18 protein-coding genes are annotated in these 20,781 nt (G+C 71.0%); 12 read left to right on the top strand and 6 right to left on the bottom strand.

Annotated elements, in window-relative coordinates:
• The 4 genes from M878_RS65535 to groL form a co-directional block, all read left to right on the top strand.
• Positions 1–510 (top strand): polysaccharide deacetylase family protein (locus M878_RS65535; protein WP_031225029.1); only part of this gene is annotated, 510 nt, incomplete at its 5' end.
• Positions 511–575: 65 nt separating this feature from the next.
• Complete coding sequence (locus M878_RS65530; protein ID WP_031225028.1) at positions 576–1,376, top strand: polysaccharide deacetylase family protein; 801 nt, start codon at positions 576–578, stop codon at positions 1,374–1,376.
• A gap of 340 nt (positions 1,377–1,716) precedes the next feature.
• Positions 1,717–2,025, top strand: coding sequence for a co-chaperone GroES (gene groES / locus M878_RS65525; RefSeq protein ID WP_023547336.1), 309 nt, complete (start codon positions 1,717–1,719; stop codon positions 2,023–2,025).
• Between the two features lie 124 nt (positions 2,026–2,149).
• On the top strand, positions 2,150–3,775 hold the full coding sequence (gene groL, locus M878_RS65520; RefSeq protein WP_023547335.1) for a chaperonin GroEL: 1,626 nt from the start codon (positions 2,150–2,152) through the stop codon (positions 3,773–3,775).
• A gap of 69 nt (positions 3,776–3,844) precedes the next feature.
• On the opposite strand, the gene M878_RS65515 is transcribed toward groL, so the two are convergent.
• The 3 genes from M878_RS65515 to M878_RS65505 form a co-directional block, all read right to left on the bottom strand.
• Complete coding sequence (locus M878_RS65515; RefSeq protein ID WP_023547334.1) at positions 3,845–4,552, bottom strand: ester cyclase; 708 nt, start codon at positions 4,550–4,552, stop codon at positions 3,845–3,847.
• 75 nt (positions 4,553–4,627) lie between these two features.
• On the bottom strand, positions 4,628–5,401 hold the full coding sequence (locus M878_RS65510) for an SDR family NAD(P)-dependent oxidoreductase (RefSeq protein WP_023547333.1): 774 nt from the start codon (positions 5,399–5,401) through the stop codon (positions 4,628–4,630).
• 185 nt (positions 5,402–5,586) lie between these two features.
• Positions 5,587–6,255: an MOSC domain-containing protein gene (locus M878_RS65505; RefSeq protein ID WP_031225027.1), complete on the bottom strand. Its 669-nt coding sequence runs from the start codon at positions 6,253–6,255 to the stop codon at positions 5,587–5,589.
• Positions 6,256–6,335: 80 nt separating this feature from the next.
• Between M878_RS65505 and M878_RS65500 the strand changes: the two genes are divergently transcribed.
• Entirely contained in the window at positions 6,336–7,235 is a 900-nt protein-coding gene (locus M878_RS65500) for a LysR family transcriptional regulator (RefSeq protein ID WP_023547331.1), read from the top strand.
• A 248-nt stretch (positions 7,236–7,483) separates the two neighbouring features.
• Here the strand turns inward: M878_RS65500 and M878_RS65495 are convergent, their stop codons facing one another.
• The gene (locus M878_RS65495) at positions 7,484–7,813 is read right to left on the bottom strand and encodes a WhiB family transcriptional regulator (protein ID WP_023547330.1); all 330 of its coding nucleotides are present in this window, start codon (positions 7,811–7,813) and stop codon (positions 7,484–7,486) included.
• A 380-nt stretch (positions 7,814–8,193) separates the two neighbouring features.
• On the opposite strand from M878_RS65495, the gene M878_RS65490 reads away from it, so the two are divergent.
• From M878_RS65490 to M878_RS65475, 4 genes are all read left to right on the top strand, one after another.
• Positions 8,194–8,805 (top strand): response regulator transcription factor, encoded by a 612-nt coding sequence (locus tag M878_RS65490; protein ID WP_003948568.1) that lies wholly within the window; start codon positions 8,194–8,196, stop codon positions 8,803–8,805.
• A 1,062-nt stretch (positions 8,806–9,867) separates the two neighbouring features.
• Positions 9,868–10,455 (top strand): sigma-70 family RNA polymerase sigma factor, encoded by a 588-nt coding sequence (locus M878_RS65485; protein WP_023547329.1) that lies wholly within the window; start codon positions 9,868–9,870, stop codon positions 10,453–10,455.
• Positions 10,456–10,619: 164 nt separating this feature from the next.
• On the top strand, positions 10,620–12,128 hold the full coding sequence (gene guaB / locus M878_RS65480; RefSeq protein WP_023547328.1) for an IMP dehydrogenase: 1,509 nt from the start codon (positions 10,620–10,622) through the stop codon (positions 12,126–12,128).
• Between the two features lie 148 nt (positions 12,129–12,276).
• Positions 12,277–13,401, top strand: a complete 1,125-nt coding sequence (locus M878_RS65475; protein WP_023547327.1) for a GuaB3 family IMP dehydrogenase-related protein — start codon at positions 12,277–12,279, stop codon at positions 13,399–13,401.
• Between the two features lie 113 nt (positions 13,402–13,514).
• Here M878_RS65475 and M878_RS65470 read toward each other — a convergent pair whose 3' ends face one another.
• Together M878_RS65470 and M878_RS65465 are read right to left on the bottom strand one after the other, a co-directional pair.
• Positions 13,515–14,087: a hypothetical protein gene (locus M878_RS65470; RefSeq protein WP_023547326.1), complete on the bottom strand. Its 573-nt coding sequence runs from the start codon at positions 14,085–14,087 to the stop codon at positions 13,515–13,517.
• A 138-nt stretch (positions 14,088–14,225) separates the two neighbouring features.
• The gene (locus M878_RS65465) at positions 14,226–15,434 is read right to left on the bottom strand and encodes a nucleotide sugar dehydrogenase (RefSeq protein WP_023547325.1); all 1,209 of its coding nucleotides are present in this window, start codon (positions 15,432–15,434) and stop codon (positions 14,226–14,228) included.
• Positions 15,435–15,715: 281 nt separating this feature from the next.
• On the opposite strand from M878_RS65465, the gene M878_RS65460 reads away from it, so the two are divergent.
• The 3 genes from M878_RS65460 to M878_RS65450 form a co-directional block, all read left to right on the top strand.
• Positions 15,716–17,422: a glycerol-3-phosphate dehydrogenase/oxidase gene (locus M878_RS65460; RefSeq protein ID WP_023547324.1), complete on the top strand. Its 1,707-nt coding sequence runs from the start codon at positions 15,716–15,718 to the stop codon at positions 17,420–17,422.
• 236 nt (positions 17,423–17,658) lie between these two features.
• Positions 17,659–19,794, top strand: a complete 2,136-nt coding sequence (locus M878_RS65455; protein ID WP_031225026.1) for a protein kinase domain-containing protein — start codon at positions 17,659–17,661, stop codon at positions 19,792–19,794.
• A gap of 163 nt (positions 19,795–19,957) precedes the next feature.
• Positions 19,958–20,781: protein kinase (locus M878_RS65450; RefSeq protein ID WP_245238107.1), on the top strand; the 824-nt coding region annotated here is incomplete at its 3' end.

Raw genomic sequence — 20,781 nt, 5'->3', positions numbered from 1 at the left:
CCCAGGTTCCTGCGGATGATGCAGGACCTGAAGATCCCGTACACCGCCTTCCTCAGCAACTACCTGATCGAGGACGACTACGGGTACTTCCGCAAGATGCAGTCCCAGGGGCACACCCTCGACAACCACACCCTGCACCACCCCTACCTGCCGGGCCTGTCCTACGAGGAGCAGAAGACCGAGATCTGCGACATGCAGGACATCATGGAGAAGCAGTTCGGCAAGCGCCCGACGGTCTTCCGCCCGCCCTACGGCAACTACAACCAGGACACCCTGCGCGCCGCCAGGTCCTGTGGCATCAAGTACGCGCCGATCTGGAACGAGGAGGTCTTCGTCGACCACTGGGAGTACCGCGAGGACGACCAGAAGATGCGCCGCGGCGACATCGTTCTCACCCACTTCCGCGGCCGCTCCGACTGGAACGGCACGATGATCGACGACATGCGCCGCTTCCTGAACAAGATCACGCGCGAGGGCTACGCCGTGGCCCGCCTGGAGGACTACCTGTGAGGCCGGGGGGGAGCCCGCGGGCGGAGCGCGCGAGGACCGGCCGCGGGCGGCGCCCGTACCGGTCCCTGAGCGCGCTCCTCGCCTCGGCCCTCCTCCTCGCCGGCTGCGCCCAGTCCGTCGACCCCATCGAACGCCTCGGCAAGAAGGCCGCCGAGGGCGTACGCCCGCACGGCCCCGCCCCCGACCAGAGCTACCGCCGCTGGGGCCTGACCGAGCCCCTCGCCCGCCCGCCGCGCCCCGCCGCCCGCGCCCTGGCCCTCGCCCCGCAGACCGGCGGCCGTGCCCTGCCCCGCGTCGTCGACCACATCCCCACCCGCGACCGGGTCGTCTTCCTCACCTACGACGACGGCGCCGAGAAGGACCCCGGGTTCGTCGACATGGTCCGCGAACTCCGGCTGCCGGTCAGCATGTTCCTCACCGACAGCGCCATGGGCCCCGGCTACGGCCACTTCGCCCGCCTGCACCAGCTGGGCGCCGGCATCCAGAACCACACCCTCGACCATCGCGCGCTGGCCGGACTGCCGTACGCCGCCCAGCGTGCCGAGATCTGCGGCCAGCAGAGCAGGCTCAGATCCCGCCTCGGCGTACGCGCCCGTCTCTTCCGCCCGCCGTACGCCTCGTACGACACCACCACCCTGCGCGCGGCGGCCGACTGCGGCATCTCCGCCGTCGTCCTGTGGCGCGCCGCGATGACCCCGACCGACGTCGTCTACATCCACGGCAAACACCACCTGCGCCCCGGCGACATCATCCTGGTCGGCCCGGACGAGACGACGGGAGTGTCCTTGCGGGAGCGCACGACCGGGGTGCTGCGGAGGGTGCAGCAGCGGGGGCTGACGGTGGGGCGGCTGGAGGACTACCTGTAGAGCACTTTTCCGGCGCCGGCCGGCGAAAAACAGCCCGTCCGGCGTTTGAGGACGAGGCCGTTCAGGCCGAAGCGGGGTCTGGGGGCGCCAGCCCCCGGGACGGTGGGGCGACACCGGCCCACCAGGAACCCGGCGCGGAGGAGATTCCGCCGACGCGCCGCACGGCATTGGCACTCCGCTTGACCGAGTGCTAATCGCGGTCATAGTCTCGGCTCTGGCACTCCCCAAGTGAGAGTGCCAAAAAAGCGACGGGCAGGTCCGGCACCCGCGACGACGGATCGACCTGGTCGCCACCTCAGACAGTTAACCCCGTGAGATCTCCGAAGGGGGAGGTCGGATCGTGACGACCGCCAGCTCCAAGGTTGCCATCAAGCCGCTTGAGGACCGCATCGTGGTCCAGCCGCTGGACGCCGAGCAGACCACGGCCTCTGGCCTGGTCATCCCGGACACCGCGAAGGAGAAGCCCCAGGAGGGCGCCGTCCTCGCTGTGGGCCCGGGCCGGTTCGAGAACGGCGAGCGCCTTCCGCTCGACGTCAAGGTCGGCGACGTCGTCCTGTACAGCAAGTACGGCGGCACCGAGGTGAAGTACAACAACGAGGAGTACCTCGTCCTCTCGGCTCGCGACGTGCTCGCGATCATCGAGAAGTAATCACCTCGAGCAGACTCTTTTGCTCCTGAGCTGCGCCCCTGGCCCCCGCGACCGATAACGAAGCCGGGCGCCCGGGGCGCAGTTGTCTTTCCACCCATAGATTTCCGAGAGGGCTCCCGCTGTCATGGCGAAGATCCTGAAGTTCGACGAGGACGCCCGTCGCGCCCTCGAGCGCGGCGTCAACAAGCTGGCCGACACGGTGAAGGTGACGATCGGCCCCAAGGGCCGCAACGTCGTCATCGACAAGAAGTTCGGCGCCCCCACCATCACCAACGACGGTGTCACGATCGCCCGCGAGGTCGAGATCGAGGACCCGTACGAGAACCTTGGTGCCCAGCTGGTGAAGGAGGTGGCGACCAAGACCAACGACATCGCGGGTGACGGCACCACCACCGCCACCGTGCTCGCCCAGGCGCTGGTCCGCGAGGGTCTGAAGAACGTCGCCGCCGGTGCCTCCCCGGCCGCCCTGAAGAAGGGCATCGACGCCGCCGTCAAGGCCGTCTCCGACGAGCTGCTCGCCACGGCCCGTCCGATCGACGAGAAGTCCGACATCGCCGCCGTCGCCGCGCTGTCCGCCCAGGACCAGCAGGTCGGCGAGCTGATCGCCGAGGCGATGGACAAGGTGGGCAAGGACGGTGTCATCACCGTCGAGGAGTCCAACACCTTCGGTCTGGAGCTGGACTTCACCGAGGGCATGGCCTTCGACAAGGGCTACCTGTCGCCGTACTTCGTGACGGACCAGGAGCGCATGGAGGCCGTCCTGGAGGACCCGTACATCCTCATCAACCAGGGCAAGATCTCCTCCATCCAGGACATGCTGCCGCTGCTGGAGAAGGTCATCCAGGCCGGCTCCTCCAAGCCGCTGCTGATCATCGCCGAGGACGTCGAGGGCGAGGCCCTGTCGACCCTGGTCGTCAACAAGATCCGCGGCACCTTCAACGCCGTCGCGGTGAAGGCCCCCGGCTTCGGCGACCGCCGCAAGGCGATGCTGCAGGACATGGCGATCCTCACCGGCGCCACGGTCATCTCCGAGGAGGTCGGCCTCAAGCTCGACCAGGCCGGCCTGGACGTGCTGGGCTCCGCCCGCCGCGTGACGGTCACCAAGGACGACACCACCCTCGTCGACGGAGCCGGCAAGTCCGAGGACGTGCACGGCCGCGTCGCGCAGATCAAGGCCGAGATCGAGAACACCGACTCCGACTGGGACCGCGAGAAGCTCCAGGAGCGCCTCGCGAAGCTGGCCGGCGGCGTGTGCGTGATCAAGGTCGGCGCCGCCACCGAGGTGGAGCTGAAGGAGAAGAAGCACCGTCTGGAGGACGCCATCTCCGCGACCCGCGCCGCGGTCGAGGAGGGCATCGTCTCCGGTGGTGGCGCCGCGCTGGTCCACGCCTCCAAGGTCCTCGAGGGCAACCTCGACAAGACCGGCGACGAGGCCACCGGTGTCTCCGTGGTCCGCAAGGCGGTCGTCGAGCCGCTGCGCTGGATCGGCGAGAACGCCGGCCAGGAGGGCTACGTCATCGTCTCCAAGGTCAAGGACCTGGAGAAGGGGCAGGGCTACAACGCCGCCACCGGCGAGTACGGCGACCTGGTCAAGGCCGGCGTCATCGACCCGGTCAAGGTGACCCGCTCCGCCCTGGAGAACGCCGCCTCCATCGCCTCCCTGCTGCTCACGACCGAGACCCTGGTCGTCGAGAAGAAGGAAGAGGAAGAGCCGGCCGCCGCGGGCCACGGCCACGGCCACGCCCACTGAGCCACGCTCTGCCGCTCGGCGCGAAGGCCCGGTATCCCGCACGGGGTACCGGGCCTTCGCCCTGTTCGTCTATTTCTCCAACTCGTCCAGCGCGCCCAGCTGTTGCATCAGTCCGAGCTGGTCGTGCTGCCACCAGGTCTCGGCGATCTTGCCGTCGCCGCGGAACCGGAACAGCGTCATCCCGGTCATGTCGACCTGGCGTCCGGTGGCCGGGATGCCCAGGAAGTCGCCCTTGTGCGTGGCGTTCCACGTCCAGCGCGCACAGGCCCGGTCGCCCAGTGCGAGCACATCCTCGACGGTGAAGACGAAGTCGAAGGCACCGCGCCACATGCCGTACTCGATCAGGGCGTTGTCCAGCCCGATGGTGTCCTGCGGGTTCACCGGATCGTGGCTGTGGATGTCCTCGTCCAACAGGTCGTTGAGCGGCGGCAGTTGACCACGGGTCTCAAGCGCCGCGAAGAACCGCCGTACGGTGTCCTCGGCCAGCCGCTCGTCCCGTACGACGTCCAGATCGGTGAACGTCGGCGTCTCGTCGCACAGGGCGACCATCCCCTGGAAGATCTTGTCGGTCTCCGGGAGCCTCGAGTTCCGCATCGCCTCTTCGTAGGACGGGAACTCCACCACTTCGACGATGTGCGACGCGTCCGAGCGGTCCTTGCCGACCAGCGCGTGCGTCGCCGTCCGCTTCCCCTTGGTCTGCGTGACCCAGTCGTCCATGAGCCGGTTCATCTCGTCCAGCCGGCTCGTCCTGCACTCGATGAGCTGTACGAAGGTCATGACGCCGCCTCCCGGCCCCCCTGGCCCGGTTCTCCACCCTCATTTTCGCACCGGGACGGCAGCGTCACCCGTCCGCTACCGCGGCCCGTACTTGCGTCCGGTGCGGGAGGAGATGCCGCCCATCAGCCCGCGGGGGGTGACCTTCACGAGGCCCATCAGCGCCTTGTAGCGGGGGTCGGGGATCGACAGCGACTTGCCGCGCGCCAGGTCGGCCAGGGCCGCCGCGACCAGCTTGTCGGCGTCCAGCCACATCCAGCCCGGGATGTTGTCCGTGCCCATCCCGGCCCGCTGGTGGAACTCGGTGCGCACGAAGCCGGGGCACAGCGCCATCAGCCGGACACCGCTGCCGGCCAGGTCCTTGGCCGCGCCCTGCGTGAACTGCACGACCCACGCCTTGGAGGCGCCGTAGGTGCCCCGCGGTACGAAGGCGGCCACGGAGGCGACGTTGACGATCCCGCCACGGCCGCGCTCGCGCATCGCCTCGGCCGCCGCCGAGGTCAGCCGGAGCACCGCCTCGCAGTGCACCTTGAGCATCCTCAGCTCGTCGGCCATGGGCACCTCGAGATAGCGGCCCTTGTTACCGAAGCCGGCGTTGTTGACCAGCAGGTCGACCGGGTTCTTCCGGTCGCCGAGGCGGTCGGCCACCGTCTCGATGCCCTTGTCCTCGGACAGATCGGCGGACAGCACCTCCACCTCGATGCCGTGCCGGTCGTGCAATTCGGTCGCCTGTTCGCGCAGCCGCCTGGTGTCCCGGGCCACCAGGACCAGGTCGTGCCCGTCAGCCGCCAGCCGCCGCGCGAACGCGGCACCGATCCCCGCGGTCGATCCCGTAATCAGAGCCGTTGTCATGGCCCAAGGGTATTGACTGCTCCCGTCTGTGAGGGGATTCCCGGCTCAGGCTGCTCCAAGGCGACGGCCCGTGCTTGCGGCCCGAGTACAGCAGTGCCTGCCGTACATGGGGACTTCGGCGCACACCCGGGAAGTTTTTCCGCCGGCACCGCCGGACGCCCTGTCGGCCCCGTGCGGACGCCCCGTCAGCGGCCGTACGCCGCCACGTACTCGCGAGCCTTCGCCAGCGTCTCCGCGTGCAGCGCCTCGCCCGCCGCGAGCAGGCGCGGCAGCAGCTCCCGCTCGGTGGTGACCGCGCGGAACTGCATGGCGACCGTCACCCCGTGGTCCGGCCGGTGCACGATCTCGATCGGGTCACCCGCCCGCAGCTCGCCCGGTTCGATCACCCGGAGGTAGGCGCCCGTTGCGCCCTTCTGCGTGAATCTCTTGACCCAGCCGCGCTCGCCCAAGTGGCCCTGGAACGTGCGGCACGGGATCCGGCCCGAGGTCACCTCCAGCACCACCTCGGCGCCGATCCGCCAGCGCTCGCCGATCAGCGCCCCGGACAGGTCCAGGCCGTCCGTCGTCAGGTTCTCCCCGAAAGAACCGTTGGCCAACGATCTGCCGGTCTCGCGCTCCCAGTCGTCCAGGTCCTCGCGCGCGTAGGCGTACACCGCCTGGTCGTCCCCGCCGTGATGCCGCAGGTCGCACACCGCGTCCCCGGCCAGCCCGCTCGCGCCCACGCCCTTGGGACCCGGCGCCGTCACCCGCACCGGCCCGCCGGCCGGCCGCTTGTCGATGCCCGTCACGCCGTCCCGCTGGTCCGTGTACGCCACCGGCTGCGGTCGGCCCAGATTGACCGAGAGAAGCTTCATGTCCGCACGGTACGACACCCTGTCTCAAAGTGTCGAGCGAATATCGCGCACCATCTCCAAGCTGGCCTTATACTCGAAGGGTGATCGAGGCCCGTCATCTCCGCGTCCTGCGCGCCGTCGCCGCCACCGGTTCCTTCTCGGCGGCGGGGCGCGAACTGGGCTGCACCCAGCCCGCCGTGAGCCAGCAGATGAAGGCCCTGGAGAGCTCGGTCGGCACCCCGCTGCTGGTCCGCAACGGCCGCGAGATGCGGCTGACCCAGGCCGGGGAAGCCCTGGTCAGGCACGCCTCCGGCATCCTCGCCGGGCTCACCGCGGCCGAGGAGGAGGTCGCCGCCATCGCGGGCCTGCGCGCCGGCCGGGTCCGGCTGGTCTCCTTCCCCAGCGGCAGCTCCACCCTGGTGCCCACAGCCCTGGCCGCCCTGCGCGCCGCCCACCCCGGCACCCGCGTCTCCCTGGAGGAGGCCGAGCCCCCGAAGTCCGTGGAGCTGCTGCGCGAAGGCGACTGCGACTTGGCCCTGGCTTTCCGCTACGAGGGAGCGGCGGTCGCCGAGGACTGGGACGACCTGGTCGTACGGCCCCTGCTGATCGACCGTCTGGTAGCCCTGGTGCCCGAGCGGCACCGCCTCGGGCGCGCGGAGGCCGTCGCCATCGGCGAGCTGGCCCGGGAGCCCTGGATCGCGGGCTGCCCGCGCTGCCGCGGCCAGCTGGTCGAGGTGTGCGAGGGGGCCGGTTTCACCCCGCGCATCGACTTCGCCACGGATGACTATCCGGCGGTGGTCGGCCTGGTCGGCGCGGGTCTCGGAGTCGCCGTCCTGCCGCAGCTGGCGGTGGAGTCGGTACGGCCCAGAGGTGTGCGCACGGTCCGGCTGGAACCGGCGGTGCGCCGCGAGATCGTCGCCCTCACCCTGCCCGACCTGGCACAGGTCCCGGCCGTGGCGGCAACGCTGGAACAACTGGCCCGCGCGGCCGGCCGCGCCTAGAGGCGCGCGGTACGACGGCGGCCACGCCCTGGGGGACGCGCGGTACGACAGGCGGCCACCCTGGGGGACGCGCGGTACGACTGGCGGCCACCCTGGGGGACGCGCGGTACGACTGGCGGCCACGCCTACGGGGAGCGCGCCCCGGCGAGGGGCGGCGGCAGAGACGAGGGCACGCACGTGGCGATGCGGCGTGCCCTGGTGGAGGGAATGAGCGCATCCGGCGTACCGGAGGATGCAGAAACGTTCCTTCAGTGGTTCGGGGCGGTGTCCGCGCCGGCGGCCGAGGCCGCCACCAGGCGGTTGCGCGCACGCCCCATCAACTCCTCACGCTCGTCCTCGGTCAGGCCGCCCCACACGCCGTACGGCTCGCGCACCGCCAGTGCGTGCGCCGCGCACTGCGCGCGGACAGGGCACCTCATGCAGACCTCCTTGGCCGAGTTCTCGCGAGCGCTCCGAGCCGCCCCGCGCTCGCCCTCCGGGTGAAAGAAGAGCGAGCTGTCCACACCGCGGCAGGCAGCCAGCAGCTGCCAGTCCCACAGGTCCGCGTTCGGTCCGGGAAGGCGGGAGAAATCTGCCATTACGTGACCCCTTGTAGCCGTTCTGAGCGGATACGGTGCCATCGACCGTACATCTCCGGTCTAAGGAGATGAAAATATGACTCATTGCGAATCTAGCCTCGGACACCATGAAACGGGAAGAAAAGCGGCCAAATGGGGCATAGTTGTGATGAAAAGTTGAGGGTCTGTTGGCCATGTCTGCACCGTGTCGAGACCCTCACGTAGAGTGCCGAAGACGGCATGTAGCCCCGTAACTCTTTCGAGTGACCGTCGTTGAGAGTGCGGAGGCGGTTGAAAACACAAGCGCTCGGGCAGGCGTCCGAGACGGTCGACCGCACAGGTGACGATTCCGTACCAGCCTGGAGGCTCAAGGTGACGCGCATCAGCTGCGGAGGGCGGTCATGACATCCGTCCTCGTCTGCGACGACTCCCCGCTTGCCCGAGAAGCACTCCGCCGCGCGGTGGCGACCGTGCCCGGCGTCGAGCGCGTGACGACGGCGGCCAACGGCGAGGAAGTCCTCCGCCGCTGGGGCGCCGACCGCTCCGACCTCATCCTCATGGATGTGCGCATGCCCGGCCTGGGCGGCGTGGAGACCGTGCGCCGTCTGCTGTCCGCCGACCCCGGCGCACGCATCATCATGCTCACCGTCGCCGAGGACCTCGACGGCGTGGCCCTGGCGGTCGCCGCCGGCGCCCGGGGCTATCTGCACAAGGACGCCTCGCGCGCCGAGCTGCGCGCCACGGTGACGCAGGCCCTCGCCGACCCGACCTGGCGGCTGGCCCCGCGCCGGCTCCGCTCGGCCGAGATGGGCGCCGCGCCCACGCTCACCGCGCGCGAGATCCAGGTCCTGGAGGGTATGAGTCACGGCCGCTCCAACGCCGAGATCGGCCGCGAACTGTTCCTCTCCGAGGACACCGTCAAGACGCACGCGCGGCGCCTGTTCAAGAAGCTCGGCGCCTCGGACCGGGCCCACGCCGTGGCGCTCGGCTTCCGCTGGGGACTGGTCCGGTAGGCGGTGCCCAGCCCTGCGGGGCAGGCGGGACCGGCCGTCACCGGGCACCGCGCCCGGAGCCGGACGGGTGTCCGCCTCACCAGGCAGCAGCCGGGCGCCGCATCGGCGCGCACCGGCCACGGAAGCAGACCCGGCACGCCCCACGGGGTGTCCGGGCCGTCCGCCGCCCCCCACCACGTCCCGCTCACCCGCCGACAGCGCGGCGCCCGGCTCTTCCCGGAGTCGGCGGGCCGGGGCCCGGCCGGGTACGGGGTACGGGCTGCACGAGCACGCCCCTCGGCTCCAGGGGTGTGTCGATGCGCCGCGGCGGCGTGTCGATGTGCCCTGACCGTGCGCGGCGTGGACGTGGGCGGAGGCGTCCCGAGGCTCCGGGGCGCGTCGGCGCGTCCCGGCCGTGCGCGGGGTGACTGGACGTGTCTCCCGGCTTCGGGAGCGTATCGGTGTGTTCGGCGGCGTGCGCGAGAGTGGCCGTGGAAGGCCCTCGGCCAGGACGCCGTACCGCCGCGTCCCGGTCCGCCCGCCCGGGAGTCGTACGCGCGCGTGCCCCGGGTCCAGGCGCCGTACACGCGCGTGCCTCGGGAGCGTCCTCGTCCGTCGCGGAGGTGGGTGCCGGTGAAATGCCTTGGCGGGTGTTCCGGTTGCCCGTGGACGCGGCCGTGAGGGGCCTTCGAGGGGTGGACCCGGTCACACTCGGGGAGCTGTGCGGATGGCCGTCGGCCGGGTGCGCGGTCGCGCTCGGGCACGGAGATCCACACGATGAACACCCGTGGTCGGCGCCGCGCGACGAGTGCCGGGGCGCCCACGGGAGGGCTGTTCGCGCCCCCGGCGTACGACTCCCTCGGACGCTTCGGCGGGCGCCGGGCAAGGCGGCCCGCCGGACGCGCGATGCTCGTTTCGGCGCGGATGCCGCATCCTTGAGATGTGGAGTCTCTCGGGGACGAGTCGGTCGAGGTGAAGGGGAGGGCGCAGGGGATGAGTGCCGGCGCGCCTGCTCATAACGCTTCGGTGCACAACCACGAGCACGATGCGACGGACCGGACGGCCGCAAGGCACCATGGACCGATGCGCGGTGACGAGGCGGGCACGGCCCACGGGGCGATCGGTGCGCTCGTGCACCGCGCCGTCGACGGGGACGAGCAGGCCACGCACGATCTGCTCGCGCATGTCCACCCGCTGGCGCTGCGCTACTGCCGCACCCGGCTGTCCCGGCTCCCGGGCGACGCGCGCCACTTCGTGGAGGATCTCGCGCAGGAGGTCTGTGTAGCCGTCCTGCTCGCGCTGCCCCGCTACCGCGACACCGGCCGCCCCTTCGAGGCGTTCGTCTTCGCCATCGCCTCGCACAAGGTCGCCGACCTGCAGCGCGCCGCCATGCGCCACCCGGGCTCCACAGCGGTGCCCTCGGACGAGATGCCGGAACGGCCCGACGACTCGCTCGGCCCCGAGGAACGCGCCCTGCTCAGCAGTGACGCCGCCTGGGCCAAGAAGCTGCTCGCCAACCTCCCCGAGAACCAGCGCGAACTGCTCCTGCTGCGCATCGCCGTGGGCTTGACCGCGGAGGAGACCGGGCAGATGTTGGGAATGTCACCCGGCGCGGTCCGGGTCGCCCAGCACCGAGCGCTGAGCCGCCTGAGGGCACTCGCCGAGCAGTAATCCCCTTGAGCGGAGCCTCTGAAGCTCCCCTTGTTGAACAGGCACGCTTCCGTTCCCGTACGAACATACGAAGCCTGAACTGACCCCCTACCGTGGAATTTGCTAGCGACGCTTCCCGTTAGCATGGACATCCGCACCGATCAAGGCCATTTGGGGAAGGTGTCATGACTGCCAACGTCGACGGAGTGCCCGGAAAATTCGCGACACTCGGGCTGACCTACGACGACGTGCTGCTGCTGCCGGGCGCGTCGGACATGGCGCCCGACGACATCGACACCGCCTCGTACGTCTCCAAGAACGTGCGGGTCAACATCCCGCTGCTGTCCGCCGCCATGGACAAGGTGACCGAGTCCCGCATGGCGATCGCGATGGCCCGCCAGGGCGGCGTCGGCGTGCTGCACCGCAACCTGTCCATCGAGGACCAGGCCAACCAGGTCGACCTGGTGAAGCGCTCCGAGTCCGGCATGGTCACCGACCCCATCACCATCCACCCGGAGGCCACGCTCGCCGAGGCCGACGCGCTGTGCGCCAGGTTCCGCATCAGCGGCGTCCCGGTGACCGACGGCGACAAGAAGCTCCTCGGCATCGTCACCAACCGTGACATGGCCTTCGAGAGCGACCGCAGCCGCCGTGTGCACGAGGTCATGACCCCGATGCCGCTGGTCACCGGCAAGGTCGGCATCTCCGGCCCGGAGGCCATGGAGCTGCTGCGCAAGCACAAGATCGAGAAGCTCCCGCTCGTCGACGACGACGGTGTCCTCAAGGGCCTGATCACCGTCAAGGACTTCGTCAAGGCCGAGCAGTACCCGAACGCGGCGAAGGACGCCGAAGGCCGGCTGCTGGTCGGTGCGGCGGTCGGCGTGGCCGGTGACTCCTTCGAGCGCGCCCAGGCTCTCATCGAGGCCGGCGTCGACTTCATCGTCGTGGACACCGCGCACGGGCACTCCCGTCTGGTCGGCGACATGATCGCCAAGATCAAGTCGAACCACTCCGGCGTCGATGTCATCGGCGGCAACGTCGCCACGCGCGACGGCGCCCAGGCCCTGGTCGACGCGGGCGCCGACGGCATCAAGGTCGGTGTCGGACCGGGCTCCATCTGTACGACCCGCGTGGTCGCCGGCGTCGGCGTCCCGCAGGTCACCGCGATCTACGAGGCCGCGCTCGCCGCCAAGGAGGCCGGTGTCCCGGTCATCGGCGACGGCGGTCTGCAGTACTCCGGCGACATCGCCAAGGCCCTGGTCGCGGGCGCCGACACGGTGATGCTCGGCTCGCTGCTCGCGGGCTGCGAGGAGTCCCCGGGCGAGCTGCTGTTCATCAACGGCAAGCAGTTCAAGTCGTACCGCGGTATGGGTTCGCTCGGCGCGATGCAGTCCCGCGGCGACCGCAAGTCCTTCTCCAAGGACCGCTACTTCCAGGAGGGGGTCGCCTCCGACGAGCAGCTGATCCCCGAGGGCATCGAGGGCCAGGTGCCCTACCGCGGTCCGCTGTCCTCCGTCGTCCACCAGCTGGTCGGCGGTCTGCGCCAGTCGATGTTCTACGTCGGCGGCAGGACCGTTCCGGAGCTTCAGACGAACGGCCGGTTCGTGCGGATCACCTCGGCGGGCCTGAAGGAGAGCCACCCGCACGACATCCAGATGACGGTCGAGGCGCCGAACTACAGCAGCAAGAGGTAGCTCGCAGGCACGACAACGGCGCATCCACGCGCGCGTGAAGCCGTTCGAGGCGTGATCGAGGGCGGCTCCGGAGTAATCCGGGGCCGCTCTTGTCGTACCCGTCGGCGATACTGGGAGACGCTGAAACGCATCAGGGAAAGGCCTAGACGTGACTGAGATCGAGATCGGGCGCGGCAAGCGCGGCCGCCGGGCGTACGCCTTCGACGACATCGCCGTCGTCCCCAGCCGCCGTACGCGGGACCCGAAGGAGGTCTCGATCGCCTGGCAGATCGACGCCTACCGCTTCGAGCTGCCGTTCCTGGCCGCCCCCATGGACTCGGTCGTCTCCCCGGCCACCGCGATCCGCATCGGTGAGCTGGGCGGCCTCGGCGTGCTGAACCTCGAAGGCCTCTGGACGAGGTACGAGGACCCGCAGCCGCTGCTGGAGGAGATCGCCGAGCTGCCCGCCGAGCAGGCGACCCGCCGCCTCCAGGAGGTGTACGCGGCGCCCATCAAGGAGGAGCTGATCGGCGCCCGCATCAAGGAGGTGCGCGACTCCGGCGTGGTCACGGCGGCCGCGCTCTCCCCGCAGCGCACCGCCCAGTTCTCCAAGGCGGTCGTGGACGCGGGCGTGGACATCTTCGTCATCCGCGGTACGACGGTCTCGGCGGAACACGTCTCCCACTCGAGCGAGCCGCTGAACCTGAAGCAGTTCATCTACGAGCTGGACGTCCCGGTGATCGTCGGCGGCTGCGCCACGTACACGGCGGCCCTGCATCTGATGCGCACGGGTGCCGCGGGTGTGCTCGTGGGCTTCGGCGGCGGCGCGGCGCACACCACGCGCAACGTGCTGGGCATCCAGGTCCCGATGGCGACGGCGGTCGCGGACGTGGCCGCGGCCCGCCGTGACTACATGGACGAGTCCGGCGGCCGGTACGTGCACGTGATCGCGGACGGCGGTGTCGGCTGGTCCGGCGACCTGCCCAAGGCGATCGCCTGCGGCGCCGACGCGGTGATGATGGGCTCCCCGCTGGCCCGCGCCACGGACGCGCCCGGCAAGGGCCACCACTGGGGCATGGAGGCGGTCAACGAGGAGCTGCCCCGCGGCAAGAAGGTCGACCTCGGCACGGTCGGCACCATCGAGGAGATCCTCACCGGCCCCTCCCACACCCCCGACGGCTCGATGAACTTCTTCGGCGCCCTGCGCCGCGCGATGGCCACCACCGGCTACAGCGAGCTGAAGGAGTTCCAGCGGGTCGAGGTGACGGTCGCGGACAGCCAGCACCGCCGCTGACGCGCCCACGGGAGCAGTACGACGCGAAGGGCCCGGCCGCCTTCATCGGTGGCCGGGCCCTTCTGGCTGCGGGCGTGCCTTGCTGCGGACGTGCCCTGAGCGCCTTACGCGCCTTACCGGGCGGCCTTCTTGGCGCCCGAGAACGCGGCGAACGCGGCGATGGCGAAGAAGAGGAAGGTCAGCGGGTCGGCGTCGTCCTTCCACGCCTGCTGGACCACGTCGAAGTGCTGGAAGAACACCTCGCTGAAGCCCAGGTGCACCGCGTCGGCGCCGATCACGGCCTCGCCGACCAGCTGGCCGAGGTACACCGAGCCGAGCGCGAGGATGGCGCTCACGACGGGGAGGGCCGGGTTGCGGCCGCCCGCCTTGCCGGCTGCGAGACCGACGACGAAGCCGACGCCGACGGCCGCGTAGCCGATCTCGTGCTTGGTGGCGCCGATGACGACGCCGTAGAGCGCGGCGGCGGCCACGGCGGCGACGACCGCGGCGACCACGCCGAGGACGACGTTGTTCCGGCCCGGCGCGGGCGGCGCCGGAGGCGCGAAGGCACCCGGCTGGGCGGCGTACGCGCCCGGCTGCGGCGGGTAGGGCGCGCCGGCCGGGGCCTGCTCGACGTACGGATTGCCGCCGACCGGACCGGACTGCGGTGGCTGCGACGACTGTGGCGATGGAGCTGACTGGCTCATGACAGAAATCCCCCCGAAGTGGAACACCACTGGATGATGGAAACGGAAAACTCCCGTACGCGCGTGTGCGGCGAGTCCGGGGGAGATTAACAGCCGGGGACGACAACGCCCCCGGCTGTTTTCCGTTCGTGATCAGGCTCAGAGCCGGTGCGCGGCCCCCGCGGGTGTGGCCCCGCGTGTGTCCAGCAGCAGCTGGGCCTTCACCGACAGCGCCTGCAGGTCGTACGTCCGGTGGTTCTGCAGCAGCATCGTCAGATCCGCGTCGGCGGCGGCGTCGTAGAGCGCGTCCACCCGCGGGACAGGGCGGTCCAGGACGTTCCAGGAGGCCACGAGCGGATCGTGGTAGCTCACGGAGGCACCCAGCTCCATCAGCCGGATCGCGATCTCCTGGGCGGGTGTGCCCTGCAGGTCGGCGAGGTCGGGCTTGTAGGTGACGCCGAGCAGCAGCACGCGCGCGGCGCGGGCGGACTTGCCGTGCTCGTTGAGGAGCGCGGCAGCGCGCTGCACGACATAGCGCGGCATGCGGTGGTTGACCTGCTGGGCCAGCTCCACCACCCGCAGGGTGCGGGTGGCGTGGCCGGTCAGGTCGTGCGGGACGCCGTGCCCGCCGACGCCCGGCCCCGGCCGGAACGCCTGGAAGCCGAACGGCTTGGTCTCCGCGCACCGGATGACGTCCCACAGGTCGACACCCAGCTCATGACAGAGGACCGCCATCTCGTTGACGAGCGCGATGTTGACGTGCCGGAAGTTGGTCTCCAGCAGCTGCACGGTCTCCGCCTCGCGCAGCCCACGCGCGCGTACCACCTTGTCGGTGAGCCGGCCGTAGAAGGCGGCGGCCGACTCGGTGCACGCGGGGGTGAGGCCGCCGATCACCTTGGGGGTGCCGGCGGGGGTGTGGTCGCGGTTGCCGGGGTCGACCCGGCTGGGCGAGTAGGCGAGATGGAAGTCCCGGCCGGCGCGCAGCCCCGAGCCCTCCTCCAGCAGGGGCCGCAGGAATTGCTCCGTCGTGCCGGGCAGCACCGGCGACTCCAGGATGACCGTGGTGTGCGGGCGCAGCCGTTCGGCGAGCGCGCGGGCCGCCGCCTCCACCTGCCCGAGGTCGAGTCCGCCGTCGCTGTCGCTCGCGGTCGACGGGCAGATGACGGCGGTGCGCACCCGGCCGAGCTGGGCCGCGTCGGTACCGGGCCGGAAACCGGCCAGATGCATCCGGCGCAACTCGGCCGGGCTGAGGGAGCCGGCATCGGGTCCCGTGGTGAAGCCGAGCGTGGAGATGCCTGCGGCGACAGCGGCCTGGGCCAGCGGCAAGCCGTAGGAGCCGAGTCCGATGACGGCGAGGTCTGCGGGCATGCGTGGGCCGTCCTTCCCAGTAGCCGAAGCGGGACAGGTGCGCAACCGCTGTCGACAGGGTTGAGCGAGTGCTCTGCCAGACTAGGTACACATATGACAGTTATGTGTGATTGTGTTCGTGTGTCTTCCGAGGGTTGCGCGTGAGTTGTCCACAGCTTGGGAGCCCTTGGTGGCCGAAGTCGGGCAACCCGGTCAGAATTTGGGCATGAGGAGGGGATGAACCGGGCTTCGCCCACCGGGTGTGGCCGACGCGAGCGGGTCTGGGACAGCGGGAGGCAGCGGTGAGGACAGCGACTCTGGGGCCGGCGCAGCGCGCCGAGGCACTGGCGGCGATGGCGGAGCGGGAGCTGGACGTGCTGGTGATCGGCGGCGGGGTCGTCGGTGCCGGTACCGCGCTGGACGCCGTCACGCGCGGACTGTCCACAGGGCTGGTCGAGGCCCGCGACTGGGCGTCCGGCACCTCCAGCCGGTCCAGCAAACTGATCCACGGCGGTCTGCGCTATCTGGAGATGCTCGACTTCGCCCTCGTACGGGAGGCACTGAAGGAGCGCGGGCTGCTGCTGGAGCGGCTCGCCCCGCACCTGGTCAAGCCCGTGCCGTTTCTCTATCCGCTGCAGCACAAGGGCTGGGAGCGGCTGTACGCGGGTTCGGGTGTGGCCTTGTACGACGCGATGTCCATGGCGCGCGGGCACGGCCGCGGGCTGCCCCTGCACCGGCACTTGAGCCACCGTCACGCCCTGCGTGTCGCACCCTGCCTGAAGAAGGACGCCCTGGTCGGCGCCCTGCAGTACTACGACGCCCAGATGGACGACGCCCGCTTCGTGGCCACGCTGGTGCGCACTGCCGCGTCCTACGGCGCGAAGGTGGCCAACCGCGCGCGGGTGACCGGGTTCCTGCGCGAGGGCGAGCGGGTGGTCGGCGCCCGGGTGCAGGACGTGGAGGGCGGCGGGGAGTACGAGATCCGCGCCAAGCAGGTCGTGAACGCGACCGGTGTGTGGACGGACGACACGCAGGCCATGGTGGGGGAGCGCGGCCAGTTCCACGTCCGCGCCTCCAAGGGCATCCATCTGGTCGTGCCCAAGGACCGCATCCACTCCACGACCGGCCTGATCCTGCGTACCGAGAAGTCGGTTCTGTTCGTCATCCCCTGGGGGCGGCACTGGATCGTCGGGACCACCGACACCGACTGGGACCTGGACAAGGCGCATCCGGCCGCGTCCAGCGCCGATATCGACTATCTGCTGGAGCACGTCAACTCGGTGCTCGCGGTGCCGCTCGGCCGCGACGACGTGCAGGGCGTGTACGCCGGTCTGCGCCCGCTGCTCGCCGGGGAGTCCGACGCCACCAGCAAGCTCTCCCGCGAGCACACGGTCGCCCATCCGGTGCCGGGACTCGTGGTCGTGGCGGGCGGCAAGTACACCACGTACCGGGTGATGGCGAAGGACGCGGTCGACGAGGCGGTGCATGGCCTGGACGTGCGGGTCGCCGACTGTGTGACCGAGGAGACCCCGCTGCTGGGCGCGGAGGGCTACCAGGCGTTGTGGAACGCGCGCGCCCGGATCGCCGCCCGCACCGGGCTGCACGCGGCCCGCGTCGAGCATCTGCTGAACCGCTACGGCTCCCTGGCCGAGGAGGTACTGGACCTCATCACCGCCGACCCCGCCCTGGGCGAGCCGCTGCCGGGCGCCGACGACTATCTGCGCGCCGAGGCGGTGTACGCCGCCTCGCACGAGGGCGCCCGGCATCTCGACGACGTCCTCACCCGCCGCACCCGTATCTCCATCGAGACGTTCGACCGGGGCACGCGCAGCGCCCGTGAGGTGGCCGAGCTGATGGCGCCGGTCCTCGGCTGGGACAAGGACCACATCGAGCGCGAAGTCGAGCACTACGAGAAGCGGGTGGAGGCCGAGCGGGAGTCCCAGCTGCAGCCCGACGACCAGACGGCGGACGCGGCGCGGCTGGGAGCACCGGACATCGTGCCGCTGTAGCCGTCCGTACCGGCCTGAAACAGCCGTTTCCCCGTCCTGAAGGGGAGTCAAGGGCGCCGCTGCGTGGGGGGCTTCGGTCCTTTTGCCGTCCATCGTCCCGATAAGCGGAACAGCAGGTTCGGCTGGGCTTCCGGTGCGCGGACGGCGGGCCGCGGCCAGGGGCCCCCTGGGCGTTGCGCACTTGTCGAGTGAGAGACAATGGAGGCTCTGTCAGGGCGGGTTGTTTGAGGGGACGCATGTCGGAGGCGGAGCGGGCGGGTACCTCTCGTCAGGGGACTCGTCAGGACAAGAGCGAGCGTCGTCTCCTCGCCGGGCGGTACCGGCTGGGAGACGTGCTGGGCCGGGGCGGTATGGGCACGGTCTGGCGCGCCGAGGACGAGACGCTGGGCCGGACGGTCGCCGTCAAGGAGCTGCGGTTCCCGTCGAACATCGACGAGGAGGAGAAGCGGCGCCTGATCACGCGCACGCTGCGCGAGGCCAAGGCGATCGCCCGGATCCGCAACAACAGCGCGGTGACGGTCTTCGACGTGGTCGACGAGGACGACCGGCCCTGGATCGTCATGGAGTTGGTGGAGGGCAAGTCCCTCGCCGAGGTCATCCGCGAGGACGGTCTGCTGGAGCCGAAGCGCGCCGCCGAGGTGGGCCTCGCCGTCCTCGACGTGCTGCGCTCCGCGCACCGCGAGGGCATCCTGCACCGCGACGTGAAGCCGTCCAACGTGCTGATCGCCGAGGACGGCCGGGTCGTGCTCACCGACTTCGGTATCGCGCAGGTCGAGGGCGACCCGTCCATCACCTCCACCGGCATGCTCGTCGGCGCCCCCTCCTACATCTCGCCCGAGCGCGCCCGCGGCCACAAGCCGGGCCCGGCGGCCGACCTGTGGTCGCTCGGCGGCCTGCTGTACGCCGCGGTCGAGGGCGTGCCGCCGTACGACAAGGGGTCGGCGATCGCCACGCTCACCGCGGTGATGACCGAGCCCCTGGAGGAGCCCAAGAACGCGGGCCCGCTCAGGGACGTCATCTACGGTCTGCTCACCAAGGATCCGGCCGAGCGACTCGACGACGCCGGGGCCCGGGCCATGTTCCACGCGGTGATCCACGCGCCCGAGCCGGAGCCGATGGACGCCACGCGGGTGGTGCCGCTGCCGGTGCCGCCCGAGCCGTCCGAGGGCAGACGGGGCGAGGAGGCCGGGGAGAAGCTGCGCGGCGCGCTGCGTTCGGTCCGCAAGGCGGCCGGAGCGGCGGCCACCGCGGCGTCGGCACGGACGAAGAACGGCGGGGACACGGCCGGACCGGCCGCACCGACCGGACCGGCCGCACCGGGTGCGGGTGGAGCGGCGGGCACGGACGGCGCCGGCACCGGCGGGGCACGGCCTGCCTCTCCCGGCGGAAGCCGCCCGGCCACTCCCGGTGGGGCACGTCCGACTACCCCCGGCGCCTCTTCCGGTGGGACGCGGCCCGGGTCCGCCCCTGGGACGGGTGCCGGATCCGCCGCGAGACAGGCGGGGTCTGCCTCGGGTGCCACCGGTGGCGCCGGTAGGCCGAACTCCAGCCCGAACAAGCCGAGTTCGGGCTGGCCCGTGATGCCGCCGCCGGACCTGGACCTGCCGCCGCGGCCGGTGCCCAGGGCGCCGCTGACCGACGTCGTACCCAGGCGCACACTGGTGATCATCGCCGTGGTGGTCGCTCTCGCGGTCCTCGGCACGGTCCTGGCCATCGCTCTGAACGGCAACGATGCCAAGGACGGCAAGAGCAGCGGGGCCAAGGCGGCGGCGAGCGCGAGCGCGTCCACCGAGCGGGACAAGGGTGACAAGGGCACGGGCAGCGGGGCGCGGACGGACGGGTCGGGCCCGTCGTCGTCGGGCACCGGTTCCGCCGCCGTCGACGCGAGTGCTTCCACCGGCGGCTCCGGCTCGTCCGGTGCGAAGGGCGGCGGGAGCGCGCCGGTGGTGTCGACCCGCAAGGGCGGCCAGGGGTACTCGATCGGGTTGCCCAAGGGATGGTCGTACGAGTCCAGCGACGGCGCGGGCGACCGCTACACCGGTCCCGACGGGCAGAAGCTGCTCATCGGCTGGACCAGCAGCCCCAAGGACGACCCGGTGGCGGACTGGAAGAACCAGGAGCGCTCCATGGTGCGTCCCCAGTACCGGAAGATCCGTATCGAGAAGGTGGATTACCGCGGCTGGAACACGGCCGACTGGGAGTTCACCTACGTCGACGGCGGCACCGGGTACCGCAGTATCGACCGGGGTTTCGTCGTCAACGGCCACCAGGGTTACGGACTGATGTACACGGCGAAAGCGACCGACTGGGGCAGCGCGCTGCGCGCGGACACCTGGAAGACGTTGACGCAGTCCTTCGAGCCCAAGTCGTAGGCTCCGGCCGCCGGTTTGGGGCGTGAGAATCCGTCATCCACGCGATGCGGGTTGCCTCTGGCACGTATCGTGAATGGTTGCGGACCGTACGCAGCCGGATGCGTGTGCGAAACGGGTCGCGAGGCGAACGGATGTGACCGACCGGGCGGCCGGGGGAGGCAACGTGGACGACTACGCGGGTCGGGTGCTGGCCGACCGCTACCGCCTGCCGTTGCCGCCCTCCGACGAGTACGAACTCACCGAGACCCGCGCCTTCGACACCTACAGCGGCCAGGAAGTGCTCGTCCGGCAGGTGCCGTTGCCGGAGGTCGTCGAGGCGGAGGTGCTCGACGCGGAGGGACTGCCCGCGGGGTTCACCGCGCGTGAGCGCGGGACCCGGCGGACGCATGACGCCCGGACCGCCACCCGGCGGCCCGCCGACCCGGCCGTGCGGCGCGCTGTCGAGGCCGTGCAGGCGGCGGCCCGCATCCCCGACCATCCACGGCTCGACCAGGTCTTCGACGTGTTCGCCGAGGGCGGGTCGCTGTGGATAGTGAGCGAGTCGGTGGCCGCGCGCCCGCTGGCCGCGCTGCTCACGGAGCAGCCGCTGTCGCCGTACCGGGCGGCCGAGGTCGCCTCCGACGTGCTCATGGCGCTCCGGGTGCTCCATGCCCATGGCTGGGTGCACCGCAACATCACCGCCCGTACGGTGCTGGTCTGCGACGACGGCCGGGTGATGCTGACCGGCCTCGCGGTCGGGGCCGCGGAGGAGGCGCTCTGCGGGTACGACCCGGTGCCGGACGAGGGCGGCACGGAGGAGGGAACTCCGGGCGCGGCAGCGGCCGTGGGCGCAGCAGGGACGGAGAACGCCGGGCCGGGTGGCGGCCCGGGGGTAAGTCCCTTCGCCGGGGACCGGGGTGATTCCCACGGTTCCGCGGGCGGGTCGGCCGGGCCCGCCGCAGCGGTCGGGGTGCCGTCCGCGGACGTCGGTCCCGAGGCCGCCCGCCG

The organism is Streptomyces roseochromogenus subsp. oscitans DS 12.976 (assembly GCF_000497445.1).
GTDB lineage: Bacteria > Actinomycetota > Actinomycetes > Streptomycetales > Streptomycetaceae > Streptomyces > Streptomyces oscitans.
Note: the sequence above shows the minus strand (reverse complement) of the source record. Positions and strands in the feature narration are given on the sequence as shown.